At 33.8% G+C, this 20,426-nt stretch carries 18 protein-coding genes; 6 read left to right on the top strand and 12 right to left on the bottom strand.

Annotated features, from left to right (window positions below; all coding sequences use genetic code 11):
* The first annotated feature begins 8 nt into the window (after nucleotides 1-8).
* Nucleotides 9-398 (top strand): HIT family protein, encoded by a 390-nt coding sequence (locus ACYSNM_RS03115; protein ID WP_461754407.1) that lies wholly within the window; start codon nucleotides 9-11, stop codon nucleotides 396-398.
* A gap of 35 nt (nucleotides 399-433) precedes the next feature.
* Here ACYSNM_RS03115 and ACYSNM_RS03110 read toward each other — a convergent pair whose 3' ends face one another.
* Nucleotides 434-1,588 carry a sensor histidine kinase gene (locus tag ACYSNM_RS03110; protein WP_461755610.1) on the bottom strand — a complete coding sequence of 385 codons (1,155 nt, stop codon included), beginning with the start codon at nucleotides 1,586-1,588 and terminating at the stop codon, nucleotides 434-436.
* 131 nt (nucleotides 1,589-1,719) lie between these two features.
* Here ACYSNM_RS03110 and ACYSNM_RS03105 point away from each other — a divergent pair, with 131 nt between their 5' ends.
* The 3 genes from ACYSNM_RS03105 (at nucleotide 1,720) to aat (ending at nucleotide 3,904) form a co-directional block, all read left to right on the top strand.
* A complete protein-coding gene (locus tag ACYSNM_RS03105; protein ID WP_461755568.1) occupies nucleotides 1,720-2,592 on the top strand; it encodes a flavin reductase family protein in 873 nt (290 codons plus the stop codon).
* 35 nt (nucleotides 2,593-2,627) lie between these two features.
* Entirely contained in the window at nucleotides 2,628-3,200 is a 573-nt protein-coding gene (locus tag ACYSNM_RS03100; protein ID WP_461754405.1) for a DUF3127 domain-containing protein, read from the top strand.
* Between the two features lie 62 nt (nucleotides 3,201-3,262).
* Nucleotides 3,263-3,904 (top strand): leucyl/phenylalanyl-tRNA--protein transferase, encoded by a 642-nt coding sequence (aat, locus tag ACYSNM_RS03095; protein WP_461755567.1) that lies wholly within the window; start codon nucleotides 3,263-3,265, stop codon nucleotides 3,902-3,904.
* Between the two features lie 281 nt (nucleotides 3,905-4,185).
* Here the strand turns inward: aat and ACYSNM_RS03090 are convergent, their stop codons facing one another.
* The 7 genes from ACYSNM_RS03090 to polA all read right to left on the bottom strand — a co-directional run bounded on the left by ACYSNM_RS03090 (nucleotide 4,186) and on the right by polA (nucleotide 12,235).
* Nucleotides 4,186-5,361, bottom strand: a complete 1,176-nt coding sequence (locus ACYSNM_RS03090; protein WP_461755566.1) for a dicarboxylate/amino acid:cation symporter — start codon at nucleotides 5,359-5,361, stop codon at nucleotides 4,186-4,188.
* A gap of 98 nt (nucleotides 5,362-5,459) precedes the next feature.
* Nucleotides 5,460-6,287, bottom strand: coding sequence for a translation elongation factor Ts (tsf, locus tag ACYSNM_RS03085; protein WP_461755565.1), 828 nt, complete (start codon nucleotides 6,285-6,287; stop codon nucleotides 5,460-5,462).
* A 102-nt stretch (nucleotides 6,288-6,389) separates the two neighbouring features.
* Nucleotides 6,390-7,136, bottom strand: a complete 747-nt coding sequence (gene rpsB, locus ACYSNM_RS03080; RefSeq protein WP_461755564.1) for a 30S ribosomal protein S2 — start codon at nucleotides 7,134-7,136, stop codon at nucleotides 6,390-6,392.
* Between the two features lie 146 nt (nucleotides 7,137-7,282).
* The gene (gene rpsI / locus ACYSNM_RS03075; protein WP_461754400.1) at nucleotides 7,283-7,669 is read right to left on the bottom strand and encodes a 30S ribosomal protein S9; all 387 of its coding nucleotides are present in this window, start codon (nucleotides 7,667-7,669) and stop codon (nucleotides 7,283-7,285) included.
* Nucleotides 7,669-8,124, bottom strand: coding sequence for a 50S ribosomal protein L13 (rplM, locus tag ACYSNM_RS03070; protein ID WP_461754399.1), 456 nt, complete (start codon nucleotides 8,122-8,124; stop codon nucleotides 7,669-7,671). The genes rpsI and rplM overlap by 1 nt, the downstream gene beginning before the upstream one ends.
* 299 nt (nucleotides 8,125-8,423) lie before the next feature.
* Complete coding sequence (locus ACYSNM_RS03065; RefSeq protein WP_461755563.1) at nucleotides 8,424-8,987, bottom strand: 1-acyl-sn-glycerol-3-phosphate acyltransferase; 564 nt, start codon at nucleotides 8,985-8,987, stop codon at nucleotides 8,424-8,426.
* Nucleotides 8,988-9,397: 410 nt separating this feature from the next.
* Nucleotides 9,398-12,235, bottom strand: a complete 2,838-nt coding sequence (polA, locus tag ACYSNM_RS03060) for a DNA polymerase I (RefSeq protein WP_461755562.1) — start codon at nucleotides 12,233-12,235, stop codon at nucleotides 9,398-9,400.
* Nucleotides 12,236-12,417: 182 nt separating this feature from the next.
* Between polA and ACYSNM_RS03055 the strand changes: the two genes are divergently transcribed.
* Nucleotides 12,418-13,659, top strand: a complete 1,242-nt coding sequence (locus ACYSNM_RS03055; RefSeq protein ID WP_461755561.1) for a metallophosphoesterase — start codon at nucleotides 12,418-12,420, stop codon at nucleotides 13,657-13,659.
* Nucleotides 13,660-13,733: 74 nt separating this feature from the next.
* Nucleotides 13,734-14,033 carry a thioredoxin family protein gene (locus tag ACYSNM_RS03050; protein WP_461755560.1) on the top strand — a complete coding sequence of 100 codons (300 nt, stop codon included), beginning with the start codon at nucleotides 13,734-13,736 and terminating at the stop codon, nucleotides 14,031-14,033.
* Here ACYSNM_RS03050 and ACYSNM_RS03045 read toward each other — a convergent pair.
* From ACYSNM_RS03045 to ACYSNM_RS03030, 4 genes are all read right to left on the bottom strand, one after another.
* On the bottom strand, nucleotides 14,025-14,648 hold the full coding sequence (locus tag ACYSNM_RS03045) for a polysaccharide deacetylase family protein (protein WP_461755559.1): 624 nt from the start codon (nucleotides 14,646-14,648) through the stop codon (nucleotides 14,025-14,027). The two genes, ACYSNM_RS03050 and ACYSNM_RS03045, sit on opposite strands and share 9 nt — an antisense overlap.
* Before the next feature lie 65 nt (nucleotides 14,649-14,713).
* Nucleotides 14,714-16,123: an efflux transporter outer membrane subunit gene (locus ACYSNM_RS03040; protein ID WP_461755558.1), complete on the bottom strand. Its 1,410-nt coding sequence runs from the start codon at nucleotides 16,121-16,123 to the stop codon at nucleotides 14,714-14,716.
* Nucleotides 16,124-16,125: 2 nt separating this feature from the next.
* Nucleotides 16,126-19,266, bottom strand: a complete 3,141-nt coding sequence (locus tag ACYSNM_RS03035; protein ID WP_461755557.1) for an efflux RND transporter permease subunit — start codon at nucleotides 19,264-19,266, stop codon at nucleotides 16,126-16,128.
* Between the two features lie 2 nt (nucleotides 19,267-19,268).
* Nucleotides 19,269-20,420: an efflux RND transporter periplasmic adaptor subunit gene (locus tag ACYSNM_RS03030; RefSeq protein ID WP_461755556.1), complete on the bottom strand. Its 1,152-nt coding sequence runs from the start codon at nucleotides 20,418-20,420 to the stop codon at nucleotides 19,269-19,271.
* Nucleotides 20,421-20,426 lie beyond the last annotated feature (6 nt).

Raw genomic sequence — 20,426 nt, 5'->3', positions numbered from 1 at the left:
AAATAGTTATGGCATCCATTTTTACAAAAATTATTCAGGGAGAAATTCCAGCTTACAAAGTAGCAGAGAATGATAAATTTTTAGCATTTTTAGATATTAATCCAAATGCTAAAGGTCATACATTATGTATTCCTAAAAAAGAAGTAGATAAGATTTTTGATCTATCTAAAGAGGAGTATGCAGAACTAATGGAGTTTTCAAGACAAGTTGCTATAGCACTTGAGAAAGCAATTCCATGTAAGCGCGTAGGAATGTCGGTTGTTGGTTTGGAAGTACCTCATGTACATGTGCATTTGATACCATTACAAACAATGGACGATATTCGTTTTACTAAGAAAGAAAAATTTTCTGAAGAGCAGTTTAAAGAGATTGCTAAAGCGATTCAAGACAAACTATAGCAAGAGATAATCTTTTGATATTCAAATAAAGCCATCTAAAATTTAGATGGCTTTTGTTTTTTATAAATAACTGTAAAGGTAGAACCTTTACCTATTTCAGACTGTAGCACTTTTACAGTTCCATTTTGAAAGTCTTCTACAATTCTTTTAGTCAGGGATAATCCTAGTCCCCAACCTCTTTTTTTGGTAGTATAACCAGGTTCAAATATTTTTTTGTAATGCTTTTTTGGTATACCATTACCACTATCCTTAATATTGATCGTTACTTGCTGTTCTGTATCTTGAATATAAAGGCTTATTTTTCCCTTGCCTTTAATGGCATCAATAGCATTTTTAAGTAGATTTTCAATTGTCCAGGAATGCAGCTCTTTATTTAAAGGTATCCAAATTTCATAATTGGGTAAACTAATTTGAAAATCAATTTGGTTGGAATTCCTTTTTTGAATGTATTCGAAGGTCTTTTTTGTTTCATGTACAATATCTAATGGTAGCAATACGGGTTTAGATCCAATTTTTGAGAACCTATCGGCTATTATTTGTAATTTATTCACATCTTTTTGAACTTCAGAAATAATATAATCCTCTACATTTTCTATTTTCATTATTTCTATCCAACCCAATAGGGAAGTTAGGGGAGTACCAATTTGATGAGCTGTTTCTTTAGCCATTCCAGTCCAAAGTCTATTTTGTGAGGCACTTTTATTGCTTTTATAAAACACGATTATTAAAACAGTGAAAAATAAGAAGATCAGTACTAAGGAAAGAGGGTAATATTTTAATTTAGTTAATAGGGAAGAATCCCCATAATATAAGTACTGGCTTTGTTGACCTACATTTATAACTATTGGGGCGTTTTGAGATTTAAGTTTTTTAAGAAAGGCATCTAATTCTTTGGTATTAGAACTAATATATTCTGGAATATTAGTAGTAGAAATAATACTATCTCCTTGGGTTGTTTGAATAATGGGTATTGTCCTATTTTCTGTTAGAATAAGAAGTATTAAATCTAAGTTAGTGTCAAACTTAGCATGATCTAATGTATTGGAAGCTTCAGCCCAGATATTCATTTTTAATCTTTCCTCTTCTTTATACATTTGGAAAAAGGAATAGGTATTCCATAATATGAATACTAGGGCAATAAATGCTAGTCCTATGGAAAGCCAACGGAGAATTTCTTTTTTATTATGGATCATAATGTTATTTGAACCTTAAAAATAGGTAAAAAAAGGGGAACAATAAAAGTAATTACTACTAGGATTTACTTTTATTGTTGTGAAAGCTTTTGTAAATTTACTCTTTTCAAACCAGATATCTTATTCATATGAAGACAATTACACCAGGAGAGATTCCTGTACACGAATTGCAAGGCTATTTACAAGGCTCTATAGGACCTAGACCAATAGCATTAGCTAGTAGTGTCGATGCACAGGGAACCCCTAATTTATCCCCATTTAGTTTTTTTAATTTGTTTAGTGCTAATCCTCCCATTTTAATTTTTTCACCCTCTAGAAGAGTTAGAGATAATACGGTGAAAGATACCCTTAGAAATGTAGAGGCCACTAAAGAAGTGGTGATAAATGTTGTAAATTATGACCTCGTACAACAAAGCTCTTTATCTAGCACAGAATATAGCTCTAGTGTAAATGAATTTATAAAAAGTGGACTTACAATGCTGCCGTCAGAGGTTGTAGCTCCTTTTCGAGTAAAAGAAAGTCCTGTGCAAATGGAGTGTATCGTAAAAGAGATTATTTCCTTAGGCGATCAAGGTGGGGCTGGAAACTTAGTAATATGTGAAGTTGTGAAAATGCATATTAGTGAGTCGATTCTAGATAAAGATGGTAAAATTGATCAGCATAAAATAGATTTGGTATCCCGTATGGGGGGAAATTGGTATTCTCGTGCAAATAAGGGTATGTTTGAAGTAGAAAAGCCTTTATCGACTTTAGGAATAGGTGTTGATGCTATAGATCCTAATATTGTTCAAAGTAATGTGTTTTCAGGAAATGATCTTGGAATGCTAGCAAATGTAGAATCCCTACCTTCACAAAGTGAAGTAAATGAGTTTTTACAACAGGATAATGAGCTTAAAAAAATAGTAAGTGATGGGACATTAAGAGATAAATTAACCTATGCAAAAAAATTTTTAGAGGAAAATAATGTACCTTTGGCATGGAAAACTATTTTGGCAAAATAGTGTGAAAAAGTTAAACCAGGAAAATATTTAATAAAATGGAAGTTACCGGAAGAATCAAAATAATCGGACAGCCGCAAGATATCAGCAGCAGCTTTAGAAAAAGAGAACTTGTTGTTACAACTGAGGAGCAATATCCACAGCATATTACTATTGAATTTGTTCAAGATAAAGTAGATTTATTGAATAATTTTCAAATAGGAGAACAAGTAAGAGTTTCTATTAACTTAAGAGGAAGAGAGTGGACAAATCCACAAGGTGAAACGAGATACTTTAACTCGATCCACGGTTGGAGAATTGACAAAGTTCAATCAGAACAAGTTGATCCTTCTTTCCAAGGTGGATATAATCAAAACCAAGGTGGGTATAACCAAAACCAAGGTGGATATAACCAAAACCAAGGTGGATATAACCAAAACCAAGGTGGATATAACCAAAACCAAGGTGGATATAACCAAAACCAAGGTGGGTATAACCAAAACCAAGGTGGATATAACCAAAACCAAGGACAAAGTCAACAACAAGGAAATGTTGCACAGAACCCTGCACCTAGTCAATTTCCTCCAGTGAATAATTACAATGAAGAAGATCACGATGATCTACCATTCTAGTATAATGAATTTCAAAATATTAATCCCTAAGACATCTTAGGGATTTTTTTTTATTTAAGCTTATGATACATATTCTAGATCAAAATGAAATGGGGTTTCCCAAGGTCGAGTTAGCTCATGAATCAGGGATTCTAGCTATAGGAGGTGATTTAAGTACAAAGCGGTTAATGAGTGCTTATAGTAGTGGAATTTTCCCATGGTACGAGGATGGTGAGCCTATTACTTGGTGGGCACCAGCCGAACGAATGGTTTTATTCTTGGAAGAGTTGAAAGTCTCCAAGAGTATGCGACAAATTATCAATAGTAAAAAGTTCAGAGTGACTAAGAATGCTAATTTTTATGAAGTTATTTCTAATTGCCAAACAGTAAGTAGATCTGCCGGACCTGGAACTTGGATAACGGACTCTATGAGGGAAGCTTATATAAACCTTCATAAAGAGGGGTTCGCTCATAGTATTGAAGTATGGCAAGAAGATAAATTAGTTGGGGGATTATATGGAATAGATTGTAATGGTATCTTTTGCGGTGAAAGTATGTTTTCCCTTGTATCTAATGCAAGTAAAATGGCTTTTATTTCTTTGGTTGGACTTTTAAAGAAAGGCAATTATAAATTACTAGACTGTCAAGTTTATAACTCTCACCTAGCTTCTCTTGGGGCTAGAGAAATTTCTCGTGAAGAGTTTATGAATATTTTACGCGATTAGACAACTTATTTTTTATAGTGTTAATAAGTTATTAGGCGTGTTATTAACTATTAAAAATGTGGATAACTTTATATATTGTTTACTTATAGGCTTTAATTAGAAGAAATATGTTGATAACTTCAGTAAATAGTGGATAAGTTATGTTGATAAGTAGTAACTAATGTTGATAAGTAAGTATTTCGATGTTGATAACTCTAGATTATTTATAGGTTATAAACAAAATAGGGTATTTAGATTCTTAAAATCTAAATACCCTATTTTATTATTATATAGTTTAAAAACTAGCTCGAAGCCATTTGTTTCATTTTTGAAATTTTATTTACTATAACAGCAATAGCTCCATCTCCCATAACGTTACAAGCAGTTCCAAAGCTATCCATTGCGATATATAAAGCAATCATTAAACTTTGTTGTTCTGTATTAAAACCTAAGATAGAATTCAATACTCCTAAAGCAGCCATAATCGCTCCTCCAGGTACACCAGGAGCTGCAACCATAGCAATTCCTAGCATAAAGATAAATCCAATCATTTGCAGAGGATCAATCGCTGTACCTTGAATCATCATTAAAGCAATTGCACAAGCTACAATTTTTAGAGTACTCCCACCTAAGTGTATAGTAGCACATAAAGGAACAGCAAAACCTGCAATTTTAGGATCCACATCATTTTTTATACTTTGTTCCAAAGTAACTGGAATTGTAGCTGCAGAAGATTGCGTACCTAAAGCTGTGAAATATGCTGGAAGCATATTTTTCATTAAGATAAGAGGATTCTTTCCTGCTACTATTCCTGCTATTACATATTGTAATATCAATAATACGATATGCAATACGAAGATCACTCCAATTATTTTTACAAAAGTACCTAATACTAAAAATACTTGGCCGCTATAAGTCATGTTTAAGAAAATACCAAATATAAATAGCGGTAGGAAAGGAATAATTACTTTATCAATCACAGACATTACTACGCTTTGAAAGTCGTTAAAAAGGCCTTCTAAATACGTGTATTTAGAGTATGCAATACATATCCCAAGTATAAATGAAATAATAAGAGCACTCATTACATCAAACATTGCTGGAATTTCTATATTAAAGTAAGGAATAAGGCTTTTATCCATTTCCTCTAGAATCCCTAGGGAATTAGATTGAAGTAAATCTGGAAAGACACTCATAGAAACTCCATAGGTCATAAATCCAGAAAATAAAGTGGAGCCGTATGCAATTAATGTTGTTATTACTAATAGTTTTCCTGCTCCTCTACCAATATTTCCAATAGCCGGGACAATTAGACCAATAATGATTAAAGGAATAGTGAAGTTTAAGAAATTTCCGAACAAGGAATTGAACGTAATAAATATTCTAGAGATTTGTTCTGGCAAGATGTTGCCTAAAAGACTACCTAACGCAATAGCTATAATAATCTGTAATAATAGGTTCTTTTTTAAAAAATTCATAATAAATGTAGTTGTGACCGGTAAATGTATTAAAAAAAAGTAAGCCTTGAGCAAAAAATGCTCAAGGCTTACTTATTTTAACTAAATCAGGGTAGAAATTATCCTACAACTGATGCTCTTTTGAATCCAACAACAGTTAAACCTTTGCTTACAGAGTCAACATATTGAGCAACGCTCATTTTGTTTTCTTTGATGTAGTCTTGGTTAACTAATGTATTGTCTTTGAAGAAACGGTTTAATTTACCTTTAGCGATATTGTCTAACATTGCTTCTGGTTTTCCTTCTTGACGTAATTGATCTTTAGCGATTTCAATTTCTTTTTCAATGATATCAGATGCAACACCTTCTTCATTTAAAGCAATTGGGTTCATTGCTGCAGCTTGCATTGCAACGTTTCTAGCAGCTTCTTCAGCTCCTTCTGCGTTAGCAGATAATGCAACGATTGTAGCAATTTTGTTTCCAGCGTGGATGTAAGATCCGATGAAAGCACCTTCTAATTTCTCGAAAGTACCGATTTCAATTTTCTCACCGATAACTCCAGTTTGCTCGATTAATTTCTCAGCAACAGTGATGTTTTCGAATGGAGCAGCTAAGAAATCTTCTTTAGAGTTAAATTCTAACGCTAAGTTAGCGAAGTCTGTAGCTAATTTTATAAAGTCTTCGTTTTTAGCAACGAAGTCAGTTTCACAGTTTAATGTAATTACAGCACCTAAAGTTTTGTCAGCATTTACAACAGCAATAGCAGCACCTTCTGTAGATTCTCTATCTGCTCTGTTAGCAGCAACTTTTTGTCCTTTTTTACGTAGGTTTTCGATAGCTAAATCGAAATCTCCGTTAGCTTCAACTAAAGCTTTTTTACAGTCCATCATTCCGGCACCTGTAAGTTTTCTAAGCTCGTTAACTTGTGCAGCAGTAATATTTGCCATGTTTAAGTCGTATTTAATAGTTAATAAAAAAAGTCGTTATGGACAGCTGAATACAAAGGTAAACATCTATCAGCATAACGACTTTAAGATATTGTTAAAAAATTATGCTTTAGCAGCTTCTTCTTTAGAAGCAGCAGCAGTAGCTTCTTCTTTTTCAGATTTTCTTTCTGCATTACCTTCGATAATAGCAGAAGTAACTAAAGTTAAGATTTTATCGATTGATTTAGAAGCATCATCGTTTGCTGGGATAACGAAATCAACTTGACGTGGGTCAGAGTTAGTATCAACCATAGCAAAGATTGGAATGTTTAATTTTTGAGCTTCTTTAATCGCAATGTGTTCAGCTTTAATATCTACTACAAATAGAGCTGCTGGTAGACGAGTCATGTCAGCGATAGAACCTAAGTTCTTCTCTAATTTAGCACGAAGACGTTCAACTTGTAAACGCTCTTTCTTAGAAAGAGTCATAAATGTACCGTCTTTTTTCATTCTATCGATATGAGCCATTTTTTTAACAGCTTTACGAATAGTAACGAAGTTTGTTAACATACCACCTGGCCATCTTTCAGTGATGTAAGGCATGTTAGCTGCAGCTGCTTTCTCAGCTACGATATCTTTTGCTTGCTTTTTAGTAGCAACAAAAAGTACTTTTCTTCCTGATGCAGCAATTTTTTTCAAAGCTTCATTAGCTTCTTCAATTTTAGCTGCAGTTTTATATAGATTGATAATGTGAATACCATTACGCTCCATATAGATGTAAGGAGCCATGTTAGGATCCCACTTTCTAGTCATGTGTCCGAAATGAACACCTGCCTCTAGTAATTCTTTAACTTCTACGTTGTTTGCCATTTCTGTAATAGTTTACGTTCTGTTACTTTAGCAATGATTAAGTAGCGAGGAATAATATATTCGGTCTTAACCATTTAGATGCTAAACTACCTCTTACCTCAGTAAGTGGGCAACAAAAACTTAGATTTTTTAATAATAAATAAATATTAACGTTTAGAGAACTGGAATCTCTTACGAGCACCTTTTTGACCGAACTTCTTACGTTCAACCATACGAGGGTCACGCGTTAATAAACCTTCTGGTTTTAATACTGCTCTGTGTTCAACTTCGATTTCACACATTGCTCTAGCAATAGCCATACGTACAGCTTCAGCTTGACCTGTGCTTCCTCCTCCGTAAACATTTACTTTAATATCAAAGTTCTCAACATTATCAGTTAATGTTAATGGTTGTAAAACTTTGTACTGTAAAGTAGCTGTTGGGAAATAAGTTGCGAACTCTTTCTTGTTTACTGTAATTTGTCCTGTTCCTTCTGAAACATAAACACGAGCTACAGCAGTTTTTCTTCTACCGATTTTGTGAATAACTCCCATTACTTAATTTCGTTTAAATTAACGGTTTTAGGTTGTTGAGCTTCGTGTTTGTGCTCAGCACCTACATTTACATTTAGGTTACGGAATAATTGAGAACCTAATTTGTTTTTAGGTAACATTCCTTTAACTGCTTTTTCAACTAATAATGCTGGATTCTTAGATTGTAATACTTTAGCAGTTAATACTCTTTGACCTCCTGGGTAACCAGTGTGACGGATATATTGTTTATCCTCTAATTTGTTACCTGTAAGGTTGATTTTTTCTGCGTTGATAACGATTACGTTGTCTCCACAGTCTACGTGCGGTGTGTAATTTGTTTTGTGTTTACCTCTTAAAAGTACTGCAACTTTAGAAGCAAGACGTCCCAAATTTTGACCTTCAGCGTCAACAATTAACCACTCTTTTTGAGCAGTAGCTTTGTTAGCCGATACTGTCTTGTAGCTTAAACTTTCCACAATAATTTAGTATTTAATTAAACATTCCATTCCCAATTAAGGGAGTGCAAAAGTACAAATATTTATTTACTATACAAGTACATGGAGTGATTTTTTTAAATATTTTATCACTCAATGGATTGAGTTGTAAGTTGTTTAGGTGTATTTTTGCAAAGCGAATATACAGTTTTTTCTGTATTTAATTGTAAGTCTTATTATTATAAATATAGTTTCAAATAATAAGTATGTTTCTTTATTTAAAATAGAACCTCTATTTCGGAGTTAATTTTTTTACCTACTGAGTAAATGTTGGAAAAAAATTAATAGTATTTTGGATTGTAATTTTCTGGGTATTTAGCCATGTTTGCATTAAAGTATGGGGTGATTTGATCCAATACCTGTTCAAAAGATTTGTCCTCTACCCACATAAGGTCCATGATACCACACTCTTTTTTTCTATAATCCGCATAACATAATGCGATTGGTATATTTGTTTCTTTAGCTATGTGATAGAATCCTTGTTTCCATTTTTGAGAAAAGGCTCTAGTACCTTCAGGTGTATTAATGATAGCTATTTCTGGATTTGTATTCACCAAGTCAATTGCATATTGTACTAAATTTTGATTTTTTTGTCTGTCAACTCCAATACATCCAAGGGCTTTAAAGAAAAAACCAAACCATGATTTAGTATAGTAATCTTTGATGAAAATTCTAAAAGGCACACCAATTATCCAAAAGCAAGCTAGGGAATAATAAAAGTCCCAGTTTGATGTGTGTGGTACACAAAGTAAAATGCATTTCTTTTGATCTTTTATCGATATGTTATTCATGTTAAGTTTCCATCCTGTGATAGCCAACATAAATTTCCCTAGATATTTTTTCATGTGCGAATTTTTAAATAACGGCTGCAAAGGTAGGGAAACTTAGGTGCTTTTGGACATAAGGCTCTGCCGGTGTAAGGTGGGTTTTTATCCCAAAGTGCTGCTTAGTTAGCTGTTATACTGCAATTTAAAGTTTTGTTAATGTGTTGAATGACCTGATTAAATAACCTAGAAAAGAGATGAAAAGCAAAAAAAATGGTAAGAACAAAATAAATTGCTTACCATTTTTTATTTCTATTTAAGATAGAATAGATTTTTTTAAAGCTATATAAGTAAGCTTTAATAGGGACCTTATTAACTAAGGTGGATTTTCTTTTTTACAAATGTAGTCCTTAACTTATGCTTGTAACAACATAAAATTAGTGAAGTTGCGGTTTTTATGAGTTAAGTAGTTTACATTCTATAAGTGCTTTTTAATGTGCCTCTAACCAGTTTTGACCCACACCAATATCTACTACTAAAGGTACTTCGAGTTCAAAAGCGTTTTGCATTTGTTCTTTTACCATTATTTGTAGAGCTTCTAATTCATCTTTGTGTGCATCAAAAACTAACTCATCATGAACTTGAAGAAGCATTTTTGATTTCCAGTTTTCTTGTTCTAGTTTATTATGAATATTAATCATTGCTATTTTAATAATATCTGCAGCACTTCCTTGGATTGGTGCGTTTACAGCATTTCGTTCTGCAGCAGATCTAACCATAGCATTATGGGAGTTAATATCTTTTAAATATCTTCTTCTACCTAAAATGGTTTGTACGTATCCATGTTCTCTTGCAAAATCTACTTGCGTAGCAATGTAGTCTTTAAGTTTTGGATAAGTTTGGTAATAAGCATCAATTAGCTCCTTACTTTGTGCTCTACTTAGATTAGTTTGGTTACTAAGACCAAAAGCTGAAACTCCATAAATAATTCCAAAGTTCACCGTTTTGGCATGGCTTCTTTGTTCTTTGGTAACTTGATCTAATGGTACATTAAATACATTTGCAGCAGTAGAACTATGAATATCTAATCCTTTATTAAAGGCTTCGATCATTGTGTCTTCTTGGCTTAATGCTGCGATAATTCTCAATTCTATTTGAGAATAATCCGCCGCTAGAAGTACATAATTTTCATCTCTTGGTACAAAGGCTTTTCGTATTGCTTTTCCTGTTTCAGTTCTAATTGGAATATTTTGCAAGTTAGGGTTATTTGAACTTAACCTACCTGTAGCAGCTACAGCTTGCATATATTCTGTGTGAATTCTATTTGTTTTTGGATCTACCTGCTTTGGTAAAGCTTCCACATATGTGTTTTGTAGCTTAACCAAACTTCTCCATTGTAAAATGTTTTGAACAATTAGATTGTCTTGGCTTAAAGCACTTAGGATCTCTTCTCCAGTTGCGTATTGACCTGTCTTTGTTTTTTTAGGTTTGCTGCCTCCAATTTTTAATTTTTCAAATAAGATATCTCCAAGTTGCTTAGGAGAGGCTAAGTTGAATTGTTCGCCAGCTTGCTCAAAAATAGAATCCTCTAAGTTTTTTATTTCAGTTTCCAATTGCTTTTGTAAAGTTGCAAGGAAAGAAATGTCCAAAGCAATACCTTGGCTTTCCATGTCGGCTAAAACTTTTACAAGTGGAATTTCAATATCCTTGAATAAGTCTATTGTTTGGGTTTGCTCCAATAATGGTTCAAAGCATTGTTTTAATTGAAGGGTTATATCGGCATCCTCACCAGCATATTCTTTTACTAGTTCAGGGTCAATTTCCTGCATTGTTTTTTGATTTTTTCCTTTTTTACCTAATAAGTCCTCGATAGGTTGAGGAGTGTATTTTAGGTAAGTTTCTGCCAAAACATCTAAGTTATGGCGCATATCAGGATTGATTAAATAGTGAGCAATCATGGTATCAAATAAAGGTCCTTGTATACTCACTCCGTATTGCATCAATACTTTTATATCATATTTAAGATTCTGTCCTATCTTTAGAATAGAAGGAGATTCAAAAAAATCTTTGAATTCTTCCAGTATTTCTAAGGCTTCTTGTCGTTGTTCTGGTAAGGGTACGTAAAATGCTTTACCCGCTTCAAAGCTAAATGAGATTCCTACTAAGTCTGCTTCTAGTGGATTTAAACTAGTTGTTTCTGTATCCATAGCAACACTTGCTTGTTTTAGCAAGCTTTGAATAAGTAATTTTCTAGCCATTTTACTATTACACATCTGATAATGGTGTGCTTTAGTTTGTAAATTGTAAAAATAACTACTTCCTTGAGTTGCATCATCTAGTGGTTCCCCAAATAAAGAAAATTGTTCACTACCAGAGTTAGAGCTAGATTGCTCACCAATAGGAGCGCTATCGCTTTGGGATGAAGTGCTTGGTTTATTTTGATCTTCGATAAAAATTTTATCAAATTGTTCTTTCATTCTACGGAACTCTAGATCAATAAACAATGCCTCAGATTTTTCAATATCTGGTCGTTCTAGTATATATTTATCTGCTTGAAATGTTACTGGACAATCAAGCATAATGGTAGCTAATTGCTTGGATAAAATACCTTTCTCCTTGTTTGCTTCTAAGTTTTCTTTCATCTTTCCTTTTAAAAGATGTGTATTTTCTAGAAGATTTTCCATCGAGCCAAATTGCTTGATGAATTTTTTAGCTGTTTTATCTCCAACTCCTGGTAGCCCTGGGATATTATCTACAGCATCTCCCATCATTCCTAAGTAATCAATAACTTGTAGAGGATCTTCCACTTCAAATTTTTCTTTCACTTGGTCAATTCCCCAAATTTCTATGCCATTACCCATTCTTGCAGGTTTGTACATGAAAATATTTTCGGATACTAATTGGGCGTAGTCTTTATCAGGCGTTACCATAAAAACTTGAAAATCTTCTTTTTCTGCTTGCTTAGCAAGAGTTCCAATTAAGTCATCAGCTTCAATACCATTTACCTCTATAATTGGAATATGCATGGCTTGGAGTATTTCCTTAATATAAGGGACAGCTATTTTAATTGCCTCTGGTGTTTGGTCTCTATTTGCTTTGTATTCTGGGAATACTGCTAATCTAGCTTGACTGCCTCCTTTGTCAAAGGCTACTGCTAAATGATCAGGTTTTTCTCTTTTGATAACATCCAATAGGGAGTTCATAAAACCTAAGATTGCCGAGGTGTCTAGTCCCTTTGAATTAATTCTAGGATTCTTTATAAAAGCATAATATCCTCTAAAAATAAGGGCATATGCATCTAGTAAAAAAAGACGATTTTTGTTAGCCATTGAAGATGGGTTTTTGTTGTTTTCTATATTCAAAAGTCAAAGATAAGGATTTTTACTTGCTCTATAATAACTCAATTTACAACTCTAAGTATTCCAATGTATTAAGTTATTTAATTTTTGTTAAAGCCTCGCTAGTATATAATTATTACCTTATTTTTGTTCCTCTACTAGATTTAGTTATTATGAAAATTGCCTTAATTGGATTATTGTTATTTGTCTTTATTGAAGTCTATGCTTTCTTAGGTGTAAAGCAATTAATAAAAAGTAAACGTGGTTTAATCTACTACATTATAGGAAGTATTATTTTATTGGGAGTTATTTTATATGGTTTTTCCACTTTTAGCAGAGAAAAGGATTCCAATTACGCCTCTATGGTTTCCTCTAGTTTGATTTTAATCTTTTATTTACCTAAGCTAATTATAGCATTATTCACTTTTATAGAAGATATGCTACGCTTGTTAATAGGCGGGTTTAGAGCTGTTGTACAGTATTTTAAAGGGCAGAATTTTCAAGGTAATTTTATTCCAAGTCGAAGAAAGTTTATTTCCCAGTTAGCTTTAGGAATTGCTGCAATACCTTTCATCTCAGTATTACATGGAGTGTTAGTTGGTCGATTCAAGTATACTATTTATAAAACTATTTTAGAATTTGAAGATCTGCCTGTGGCATTTGACGGCTTCACAATTACGCAAATTTCAGATATTCACTGTGGAAGTTTTGATAATGAAGAAAAGCTAAATTATGCCATTGATTTAGTGAATGAGCAGCAAAGCGATTTACTTCTATTTACAGGTGATTTAGTAAATAGTCGTGCCTCGGAAATGGATAGATGGTATTCTAATTTAGGTAGGCTTAAAGCTCATCCTTATGGAAACTACTCTGTGTTAGGTAATCATGACTATGGAACTTATTCAAAATGGCCAACTAAAGAGCAAGAACAAGAGAATTTCGAGGCTATCTGCACAGGTAACTCAAAAATTGGTTTTACTCTTTTAAGAAATGAGAACCGTGTTATTACTAAAGATGGAGAATCTATTTTTATTGTAGGGTCTGAGAATTGGGGTGCTAGAATGAAGTTTATGAAATATGGAGATTTAGATAAGTCTTTAGATGGAGTAAATGCGGAAGATTTCAAGATTTTAATGAGTCATGATCCCTCACATTGGGAAGCACAAGTTTTAGATCATCCAAAGAATATTCAACTTACTTTAAGTGGACATACACATGGTTCACAATTTGGAATTGACATACCAGGATTTCTAAAATGGAGCCCTGTACAATATGTATATAAGCAATGGGCAGGCTTATATGAAAAACTAGGTAAATACCTCTATGTGAACAGAGGTTTTGGGTATCATGCTTATATGGGAAGAACCGGTATTTGGCCGGAAATTACTGTTATTGAAATACGAAGAAAAAAATAATTATATAAAGTAAAATGTATATTTTTGCACTTTTAATTGTGGAATCAATCGAAAAGTAATAATAAAAAAAATATATGTTTAGATTTGCAGATTTGCTAAAGGGGGAGTTACCAGTGCTTGTTTTTTTTCATTCGCCTAACAGCCTGGAGTGTACTCAAATGAATAGGGTTATTAAACAAATTGCAATTGAGCTTAGAGCAAAGATTAAGATTGTGAAAATCAATATTTTGAAAAATGATCTTCTGGCACAGGCTCTTCGAATAAAACATGTTCCAACCATGTTATTATATAAAAATGACATTATGATTTGGAGACAAGCACGCTTAACCGACGCAGTTACTTTAAGTAGGGTACTGCAAAATTTATTAGATTAATCCAAAGCTATATTGGTTCTCAATAAGGTATTCAATTAGTTTTGGTAAGGTGTGCTTTAGATTTTTCTCTGCCTTAAGACTATCGTGAAATAAGATAATATTTCCAGGGGAAAGTGCATTTATGGTGTTTTGATAACATTTCTCTGCATCTAAGTTTTTATCATAGTCCCTTGTAAGATTAGACCACATTACAATTTTATAATCATTTTGTTGTAATAATTTGATCTGACTGCGTGTTATTTTACCATAAGGGGGTCGAAATAATTTATTGTTTATTAGTGTAGTTTTGCCCATTATATTTTGGCACTTTTCAATATTGGCTAGATAATCGAATTTTGAGGTTTTCCAGCCATTTAAATGATTAAAAGTATGATTGGCTACTTGGTGGCCTTGATTTATTATTTCTTTAAAAATGGAAGGGTGCTTAGAGATATTATCTCCAATACAAAAAAACGTAGCCTTAATGTTATATTTGCTTAATATAGACAATACCCAAGGTGTAACCTGTGGAATAGGGCCATCATCAAAAGTTAAATATACCGTTTTCGTATCCTTAGGTTTCGACCAATGTAAGCTCGGATATAATAAAGGAAGTATAAATGTTGAGATTCTCATAGAGTAAAGATAAAAAAAAGAGTGATTTTTTAAAATCACTCTTTTTTTATTGTTATTGCTGAACTTTAGTTTACCCCTCCACCTAAAGCTCTATATAGAGCAACAAGCGAGTTTAGTTGGGTCAATTCTAAATTAATGTAGCTTAATTGTGCTGCTAAAGCGCTTTCACGTGCTGTTAAAACATCTAAGTATGTTGCCATACCTTGGATTAAAAGTTCTTCAGAAAAGTCTGTAGCATCATTATAAGACTCATATTCTAGTTTTTTCAACACTGCTTTTTTAGTTGCACTTTGATAAGTAAATAGTGCATCTGAAACCTCTTTAGAAGCTATTAGCATACTGTTTTTATAATCTAGATAAGCTTGTTCTTGAACTGCTTTAGATACTTGGTATTGCGTCTTAACTGCTCTACCATTTAGTAATGGCTGAGTTAAGCCTCCAAGAATATTTGCAAACATTGAACTTGTACTGAAAAAATCATCAAACTTAGTGCTTTGAAGCCCTCCATTAGCAGTAATTCTAAAACTTGGATAGAAGTTACTTCTACTCACATTAGTGAACTCAAAAGCTTGTCTGAAACCTAATTCAGCTGCACGAACATCAGGTCTGTTAGCTAAGAGTTGCGTAGGTACTCCAATGCTTAAATCTGTATCCATGTTTTGATTCTCTAAGCTACCTCTTTGGATTGCCTCAGGAGCTTTTCCTAGTAATAAGCTAAAGTAGTTCTCTGTCAATTTGATTGAGTTTTCTAAATCTAAAAGTAATACCTGAGCATTGTATAATTGTGCTTGGGATTGCTTAACGGCTACTTCGGTAACTTGCCCAGCATCCTTAAGAGCTACCATTGTTTCTAAACTCTTTTCTCTATTTACAATAGTGTTTTGAGTTACGATTTTTTGTTGATCTAGAGCTAATAGCTCGTAGTAAGTCTGTGCTAAAGTAGAGATAAGCTGTGTTTTTACAGCTTGATGCGCTGCTACAGATTGTAAATAACCTGCTGCTGTAGCTTTCTGGTTACTTCTTATCTTACCCCATACATCTAATTCCCAAGAGAATTGTGCTGTACCATCCCATAGATCTGTTTTCAAGCGTGTGTCACCCATCGAGCGACCTTGAGTTGTATTTTTAGAAGATACACTATGAGAATAGTTTGCACCTAGATTCAAGGTAGGGGCATAGCCCCATTTTCCTTGTTTCATATATGCTTGAGCTGCATTGATGTTTTCTAATGCAATGCGGATATCAATATTATTTTCTAAAGCTTGATCGATATACTGTAGAAGATACTGATCATTAAAAAATTCTTTCCATGCTACTTGCCCAATAGAGGTAGTGTCTTGAGTAATTTTATCTGTACGGTAAAATTGCTCATCTATTACCTGAGGCGTCTCGTATTTTTTGGCAACAAAACAAGATTGCATTGTTAAGCCTAATACCGCAATGGGAATTATTCTATATAAAGTTTGTCTTTTCATTGTTATGCGTGCTTTTTTTCTTCAAATTTCATTGGTTTAACTTTTTCTTGAAGATATTGGAATATAGCATATAATACTGGGATTATAAATACTCCAATGATTGTTCCAATTAAAAGTCCAAATGCAGCTCCTGTTCCAATTGAACGGTTACCAATATCTCCAACTCCAGTTGCAAATGCAAGTGGCATTAATCCTAAGATAAAGGCGAAAGATGTCATTAAAATTGGACGAAGACGGGCTTTAGCTCCGTTTATTGCTGAGTCTGCAATTGACTCTCCATGCTTTCTTCTTTGTACGGCAAACTCTACAATTAAAATAGCGTTCTTAGCTAGAAGCCCTACAAGCATCACTAATGCAATTTGGAAGTAAATATTATTTTCTAGACCAGCTAGCTTTTGAGCAAGGAATGCTCCCATGATTCCTCCTGGTAAAGAGAAAATTACAGCAAGTGGTAATAAATAACTTTCATATTGCGCAGCTAATAGGAAGTATACAAACAGTACACACAATCCGAAGATGATAACAGTTTGTGATCCTGAGCTAATTTCCTCACGTGTTAAACCAGTAAAGTCAATACCGTAATCTTGAGATAAAGTTTGTTGACTAACTTCCTGAATTGCACGAATAGCATCTCCTGAAGAATATCCTGGGCTTGGAGCACCATTAATATTAGACGAGGTAAATAAGTTATAACGTGTTACTGATTGAGGACCATATACTTCTTTAAGGCTTACAAATTGAGTAACAGGTGTCATTTTTCCAGAAGCAGTTTTAACATAGATGTCTTTTAGACTGTTTTTGTTTGTTCTGTATTCTGGTAAAGACTGTACCATTACACGGTATTGTTTTCCAAAACGAGTAAAGTCAGCCGCATAGATACCTCCAATATAACCTTGTAATGCAGAGAAGATATCACTTACTAATACTCCTGATTCTTTAGCTCTAGGGATATTTAAGTCTAGTTCGTATTGTGTGTAATTGGTATTAAACGAAGTCTGTGCATACATGATCTCTGGTCTTGCCATTAAGGCACGAACATACTCTTGAGATTTTTGATCAAAACTTGTTAATGAACCTCCTGAACGGTCTAATAATTTTAATTCAAAACCTGCAGACATACCATATCCTGGAATACTCGGTGGTTGGAAGAAAATCATTTTTGCATCTTGGAACTGCATTGCAGCTAAACCAAATAATTTACCAATAATTGTATTAGTAGATAATTCAGGTGTTTTTCTCTTATCAAAGTCGTCTAATTTAACCATCACCATTCCGTAGTTAGAACCTTGACCGTTAATAAAAGACATTCCTGAAATAACTGTTACAGCGTCTACACCTGGGATTTGTTCAATCATTTTTGAAAACTCAGCCTGTATACTCTCTACACGGTCTTGAGTTGCACCAGGAGGTAATTCCATATTACCCATGATGAATCCTCTGTCTTCACTAGGAACGAACCCAGTAGGAGTAATAGAAGAAGTATAATATGTTACACCTAGACAAGCGATAATAATTAAAAATGTTGTCCATTTATGTTTAAGTAGGAACTTAAAGCTATTTCCATAACGGTGCGTAAGGTTGTTGAATCCTACGTTAAAAGCATCAAAAAATCTTCTAATGAAGTTTCTTTTTTGACCTTCATGAGATACGTGCGGTTTAAGGAATAAAGCACATAAAGCCGGGCTCAGAGTAAGGGCGTTTACTGCAGAAATGAAAATTGCAATAATTAGTGTTATACCAAATTGCTTGTAGAATACTCCTGTAGGTCCTGGAATAAAAGTTACCGGAATAAATACAGCACCCATTACAAGAGTAATAGAGATAATGGCACCCGATATTTCATCCATCGTTTTCTCACTGGCAGTTGTCGCATCTAAACCTGTTTCCTCCATTTTAGCGTGAACGGCCTCTACCACAACAATGGCGTCATCCACCACAATACCAATGGCTAGAACTAAAGCGAAAAGAGTTAAAAGGTTTATAGAGAAACCAAATAAATTCAAGAAGAAGAAGGTTCCAATAATAGATACTGGTACCGCAATTAAAGGAATTAATGTTGAGCGGAAATCTTGTAAGAAGATATACACCACAATAAACACTAAGATAAACGCTTCAATAAGTGTGTTTACCACTTTAGCAATAGAGGCATCTAAGAATTCGTTAGTATCCATCAATACCTTCAAGTGTATTCCTTCAGGTAAATTCGCTGTAATTTTATCTAATTCAACGTATAGATTTTGAATAATTTCTTGGGCATTCGAACCAGGAGTCTGGTAAATAGCCATTACAACAGCAGGATTACCATCCATAGCTGACGAACCAGCATAAGATTGCGCTCCAAGTTCTACTTTAGCTACATCTTTTAGGCGTAGTATTTGTCCGTTTTCTAAAGACTTAATTACAATATCTTCATATTGTTCTTGTGTCTTATAACGACCACTATATTTGATAACATACTGGAAAGATTGAGCACTATTTTCTCCTAATTGACCAGCAGCAGCCTCAAGAGATTGCTCATTTAAAACTTGTACAACATTTGCTGGAATTAGATCATAAGCCTTCATTTTAACAGGGTCAATCCAAATTCTCATAGAGTAGTTCTTTGCTCCAAAAGCAGAAGCATCTCCAACTCCGCTAACACGCTTTAACTCTGGAATTACGTTGATATTCATATAGTTTTGAATATAAATCGCATCGTAATTAGGGTTTGTAGAGTAAAAACCTGCGAACATTAATGCACTTGTTTGTTGCTTTTGTGTAGTAACACCTGAACGAGTTACCTCTGCAGGTAATAAAGGCGTAGCTCTAGCAACACGGTTTTGTACGTTAACAGCTGCAATATCTGGATCAACTCCTTGTTTAAAAATAACTTGGATACTTGCACTACCGTCATTAGAGGCAGTAGAAGTAATATAATCCATGTTTTCCACCCCGTTTACTTGCTCTTCGATCGGGATGATAACACTTTGCATAACTGTTTCAGCATTTGCACCTGGATAACTAGCTGCAATCTGAACTGTTGGTGGGGCAATATCTGGGTATTGCGTTACTGGGAGGGTAGTAAGACCTAGGGCTCCAAGTATTAATATTATGATAGAAATTACTGTAGATAATACAGGTCTTTCAATAAAAGTCTTTAACATGCTTAAAAGGATTGTTTAATAGCGTCGTTTATCGATTTAAATTCAACAGGTTGTGGGGTAATTGGAGTTCCACTACGTAAAGTACCTAATCCAGTTCCTACGATTGTTTCTCCTTTTTTCAATCCATCTTTTACTATTGATAAATTATTCACATTATCAGTAACTGTGATCAACGTTGCTTTTGCAGTGTCATTCTCTACTTTGTAAACAAAAGTTTGACCTTGTTGCTCGAAAGTAGAAGATTGAGGTACTACTAAAACATCATCGTATTGTTTAGGTAGTAATAAGAAACCACTGTTACCATTACTTAATAAATGCTCTTTATTAGGGAAGGCTGCTCTAACTTGTACAGTTCCTGTTTGAACGTTCACTTGACCTGTGATAGTTTCGATTTTACCTTTACTAGCGTATTTCTGACCATTTGCTAAAACTAGTTCTACTTCTGGTAAGTTGTCTAATTTATCTTTCAAAGTTACTCCAGGAGTATTTTCTAAGAAATTAAAATATTCACCTTCACTCATTGCAAAGTAAGCAAATAACTCTTGCTCATCAGAAACTACCGTTAAAGGTGTTTGATCCTGAGGACTAACTAACGTACCTTGTCTAAATGGAATAGATCCTACACGGCCATCAATTGGGCTTTTTACTATTGCAAAATCAATATTAGCGATAATACTATTATATTGAGCTCTTGCGTTTACTACTTGGCTTTTAGCACTCTCAAGAGTTGCTTTTGCAGTTTCTAGTTGAACCTTACTTACAATGCCCTTATCTACTAATGGGATTAACTTATCAACATTAACTTGAGCTACATTAACTTGAGCTTGAGCTGTAGAAATTGCTGCTTTAGCAGCATCTGCATTTTGATTCAAAATATTAGTTTCTATTCTAAATAAAGGCTGGCCTTTTTTCACCATAGCTCCTTCATCCACATATAGCTCTTCAATATATCCTGTAATCTTTGGACGTACATTACTATTTACTTTACCCTGTAGTGTTGTAGGGAAAGAACTATAAGCCGTAACATTTTGTGTTGGTACTTCTATTACCTTATAAGGCATAGCACCATGAGCAGCTTGTGGCGCTTTTTTATCGCATGATGTTATGCTAATTGCTAGGGATGCAAGCACGATTGTGTGAAAATAACGTTTCATATGATT

This window comes from Myroides sp. LJL116, from assembly GCF_054871685.1.
Note: the sequence above shows the minus strand (reverse complement) of the source record. Positions and strands in the feature narration are given on the sequence as shown.

Excerpts from the sequence above, each read along its gene's own strand:
- ACYSNM_RS03115 (WP_461754407.1), top strand. The coding sequence starts at position 9 with ATGGCATCCATTTTTACAAAAATTATTCAGGGAGAAATTCCAGCTTAC.
- ACYSNM_RS03105 (WP_461755568.1), top strand. The coding sequence starts at position 1,720 with ATGAAGACAATTACACCAGGAGAGATTCCTGTACACGAATTGCAAGGC.
- ACYSNM_RS03100 (WP_461754405.1), top strand. The coding sequence starts at position 2,628 with ATGGAAGTTACCGGAAGAATCAAAATAATCGGACAGCCGCAAGATATC.
- aat (WP_461755567.1), top strand. The coding sequence starts at position 3,263 with ATGATACATATTCTAGATCAAAATGAAATGGGGTTTCCCAAGGTCGAG.
- ACYSNM_RS03090 (WP_461755566.1), bottom strand. The coding sequence starts at position 5,361 with ATGAATTTTTTAAAAAAGAACCTATTATTACAGATTATTATAGCTATT.
- tsf (WP_461755565.1), bottom strand. The coding sequence starts at position 6,287 with ATGGCAAATATTACTGCTGCACAAGTTAACGAGCTTAGAAAACTTACA.
- rpsB (WP_461755564.1), bottom strand. The coding sequence starts at position 7,136 with ATGGCAAACAACGTAGAAGTTAAAGAATTACTAGAGGCAGGTGTTCAT.
- rpsI (WP_461754400.1), bottom strand. The coding sequence starts at position 7,669 with ATGGGAGTTATTCACAAAATCGGTAGAAGAAAAACTGCTGTAGCTCGT.
- ACYSNM_RS03065 (WP_461755563.1), bottom strand. The coding sequence starts at position 8,987 with ATGAAAAAATATCTAGGGAAATTTATGTTGGCTATCACAGGATGGAAA.
- polA (WP_461755562.1), bottom strand. The coding sequence starts at position 12,235 with ATGGCTAACAAAAATCGTCTTTTTTTACTAGATGCATATGCCCTTATT.
- ACYSNM_RS03055 (WP_461755561.1), top strand. The coding sequence starts at position 12,418 with ATGAAAATTGCCTTAATTGGATTATTGTTATTTGTCTTTATTGAAGTC.
- ACYSNM_RS03050 (WP_461755560.1), top strand. The coding sequence starts at position 13,734 with ATGTTTAGATTTGCAGATTTGCTAAAGGGGGAGTTACCAGTGCTTGTT.
- ACYSNM_RS03045 (WP_461755559.1), bottom strand. The coding sequence starts at position 14,648 with ATGAGAATCTCAACATTTATACTTCCTTTATTATATCCGAGCTTACAT.
- ACYSNM_RS03040 (WP_461755558.1), bottom strand. The coding sequence starts at position 16,123 with ATGAAAAGACAAACTTTATATAGAATAATTCCCATTGCGGTATTAGGC.
- ACYSNM_RS03035 (WP_461755557.1), bottom strand. The coding sequence starts at position 19,266 with ATGTTAAAGACTTTTATTGAAAGACCTGTATTATCTACAGTAATTTCT.
- ACYSNM_RS03030 (WP_461755556.1), bottom strand. The coding sequence starts at position 20,420 with ATGAAACGTTATTTTCACACAATCGTGCTTGCATCCCTAGCAATTAGC.